We start from the raw sequence: 3,181 nt of genomic DNA on the forward strand, positions 1-3,181 counted from the left end.
GGACCGCCGCCGACAGAGACGAGCAGGCGATCGCTATGACCGACGAAGACCGGCCGGTTCATGTCGGCCGGACGGCGTGTGGCCGGGGTCATCCCGGGGTACACCAGAGGAGTAGGGACATTCGAAGCGAGGAGACGCGTCGTGTCGAGTACGGAGACCGGTCAGGTAACCGGAACGAAGGACAAGGACTACAACATCATCTGGTTCGCAGAGGCGAGCCTGAGCAATGTACTGAGGCTAGAGACCTACATCCAGGATGCCGAGCGCGAGGGCGACGCCGATCTTGCCGATTTCTTCCGTCGCGCTCAGGCAGAGAGTCGTAAGGGGGGTGAGCAGGCAAAGAAGTTGCTAGCCCAGCGACTCTCGGGCTGACCCCGCTCGGTCCCTGGACGACGTTTCGCGATCACAGCAAAGTCTCAGGCGGTCTTTCTCGGGGCTCACCGTCACTGCGGTGGCGGTGAGCCCCGAACTGCGCCGCTGATGTGCCCTTCGCACTGAGCGGCGGCTACGCCTCCTGGGCGCGGGACCCGGAACCGGCACGATGTGGAGTTCGTACTGGTCCCGACGGAGGTCGTGCCGTGCGGGAGGTCGGGTTGCAGCTCGCAGAGCCGTCCGAGGACCGACTGCTGCCCGGTTCTCGTCGACCTGATCCCCCGGCCTGCCGAGCGCCCCGCGTCCCGGAACCAGCTGGCCGGCGCCGAGGAGTTACCCGGGGACCCGGCGCCGATGCCTGTCGAGTTCGCCACCGCCGTGCGGCTCGTCCCGCATCCGCCGAGGACCTTCACCAGGCGACTGGTTTCGACACGGATGCCTCCAGGCCGAGCAACGCCTGCGCCACCTCGGCCGGGAACCCATGGTCGGCGCCGTCAGGTGCTGTGTTCTCAGGCTCTGCGCTGCTCGAGCCCGTCGAGAACCCGAGTGGGGTGATCGGCAGGTCAGGTATGCCTTTTAGGGCCAGGAGTGCGTTGCGCCCGGGACGACGACCAGCTCGCCCGCGACTGCGGCGTCGAGCCGTGCCGCAGTCACCGGACGTGGGAGGAGACATCCCGCAAGTGGTTCGCGGTCCGCATGACAACGCCAGGGCCGGGTAGCCTGGGAGATGGAGCGGATCCGATCAACCCGAGCCGCCCGGTGGATCACGGCGGCTGCCTTGGCCGCGATCACAGTCGCGGGATGCAGCAGTGGCTCGCAGTCGAGGTCTGGTTCCGATCAGCCCGGTGTACCCGCCCCCACCCTGTCTGCAGCCCCGGGCGCAACGCCCTCGGAGGAGTCGAAAATCTCGATCAACTCCTCGTCCGACAAGGACATCGCCGCGGCATTGCGCGCCAACCACGTTGACGACCCTGAGCAATGGGCACGACGGATCGGCGAGGACCGTCCCTACCCCACGACCGATCGCAACCTGACCAAACTCCGGCAGGACCTGGCCCGGTACAACCCCGATCCCCAGACTCTCAACAAGATCATCGCCACCCTCAGACCGTAGGGCAGCGGGGTCTCGATCAGGGCCTTCGCGCGTAACTGCGCTTCGCTCTGCTCGGCGGCCCCGGCTTCTGCATCGGCGGCAGTGGTGTCAGTGGACTTTGTCGCGGTCGCCATCGAGGCCTTCGACGAGCTCGCGTCGGCGAGACTCTGCGTGCAGGAGCCGATCGATCAACCGGCCTGCCCACCCGCTCGTCCCGCTCTCGGGCTGATTCTGGCGCTGCGACACGGCCCGGGGTGTGTCGTGTCGACTGGGTGAGCGCTCCAGCTCTCGCCTCAGATCGTCATCCTCAGCCGGCTCGGGCGGTCTGCCGGACATGTCGTCCTCCCGTCTCGGCCATCTCCCTCGGCTGGTCCATCCAGGCCCACCCGACATCGATCCGCCGCAACCGCCTCAACAGCTGCGCCGGCAGCCCGAGGCAGTCGAACCCCGGTTGCCGAGCATGCGGCCGGTTGGTGTCGTTCAGTCGTCGTCGGCGCCGGAGGGACGGATTCCGGTGATCTCGGTGAGGACGGCGTTCGCGACGTCACGCAGTTTGGTGTTGGTGTGTTGGGAGCGTAGGCGTAGAAGGTCGAACGCCTCGTCGGCACTGATGTGTGCGTGTGTCATGAGTGCGCCCATCGCCTGGTCGATGGTGCTGCGCGAGCGGAGCGCGGTGGCCAGGTTGCGGGCGGTCTCTTCTGACTCGGCCAGCCGCGCGGCCAGTGCCACCGCGCCGGCGGCTTGGTCGGCGAACCGTCGGGCGCGGTCCTGGTCGGTGCGGCCGATCGCGCCGATCTGGCGGGCGTAGAGGTTCAATGCTCCGACCGCGCGCCCGGTGACCAGCAGCGGGACCGACAGCGACGCGGCCGCGCCCTCGAGACGGCCGCGGCGGCTGAACTCCGGCCATCGGGTGTCGGTGGCGATGTCGTCGACGGCCACGACGGTGCTGGCCCGTAGCGCACTCAGGCAGGGCCCGTCGTCGACGTCGTACTGGACGGCGTCCATCCGGGCGGCGAAGCGGTCACTCGTGGCTCCCAGCATGCGTGAGCGAGGGGTGGCCTGCACGGTGACCCCGCAGGCCAGGGCGCCCTCGATGAGTCCGGCCGCCGCGCGGGCGACGTCGGCGAGGAACTCCTCGACCTTGTCGCTTCCCAGCAGGGCCGACTGCAGCTCGGCCGCGACGTTGCCGACGTCGCGGCGCCAATCGGAGCTGTCCACGTGATGCCCTTCAGCCGCGGTGATCGGGCTGCGGGCAGCGTAGACCGACGCGCCACGCTGTCGGACGCCTCCAACCCGGCAACCGCCAGCAGGCGGACGTGAGGGCCGGGCAGGCCAACAGTACTTCCCGTTGCCCACGCCACCCCAGCGGGCCGACGTCGTGATCATCCGATGTACTGGGGGCGGGCTCTCGCGCGTGGCCGGCAACGTGCGGAGTCAAGGCCGCAGCGGTTAGACAACAGCCGCTGCGGCCGCCCCCATCCGGCGCGGTCCTCGGTTGGCGCGCCTCAGCCGTGGGATCTCCGGACCTGGGCCGGCCTCTTCGGGCGGCAAGCGATCGTCGGGCCCCGAGACCGGGGAGAGGTCCTGGCCGTCGGGCTTGGCTTGTGCGATGGTGGAAGTACTGAGGGCGTACTCGCGCCGCGGTCAGACCGCCCCGCCGTTCTTGGCGAAACATTTTGCGGCGCACCCACCGACAGAATCTTCTCCTCGGTGGGG

At 68.9% G+C, this 3,181-nt stretch carries 3 protein-coding genes; 2 read left to right on the top strand and 1 reads right to left on the bottom strand.

The features are described 5' to 3' along the window. Nucleotides 1-141 precede the first annotated feature (141 nt). Both JWR81_RS15125 and JWR81_RS15130 read left to right on the top strand, forming a co-directional pair. Nucleotides 142-372 carry a hypothetical protein gene (locus tag JWR81_RS15125; RefSeq protein ID WP_297651978.1) on the top strand — a complete coding sequence of 77 codons (231 nt, stop codon included), beginning with the start codon at nt 142-144 and terminating at the stop codon, nt 370-372. Between the two features lie 778 nt (nt 373-1,150). Further along, nucleotides 1,151-1,486, top strand: a complete 336-nt coding sequence (locus JWR81_RS15130) for a hypothetical protein (RefSeq protein ID WP_297651981.1) — start codon at nt 1,151-1,153, stop codon at nt 1,484-1,486. Between the two features lie 459 nt (nt 1,487-1,945). On the opposite strand, the gene JWR81_RS15135 is transcribed toward JWR81_RS15130, so the two are convergent. After that, nucleotides 1,946-2,683 carry a GAF and ANTAR domain-containing protein gene (locus tag JWR81_RS15135; RefSeq protein WP_297651985.1) on the bottom strand — a complete coding sequence of 246 codons (738 nt, stop codon included), beginning with the start codon at nt 2,681-2,683 and terminating at the stop codon, nt 1,946-1,948. Nucleotides 2,684-3,181 lie beyond the last annotated feature (498 nt).

Origin of the sequence: Pseudonocardia sp., assembly GCF_025965585.1 — a bacterium.
Lineage (GTDB): Bacteria > Actinomycetota > Actinomycetes > Mycobacteriales > Pseudonocardiaceae > Pseudonocardia.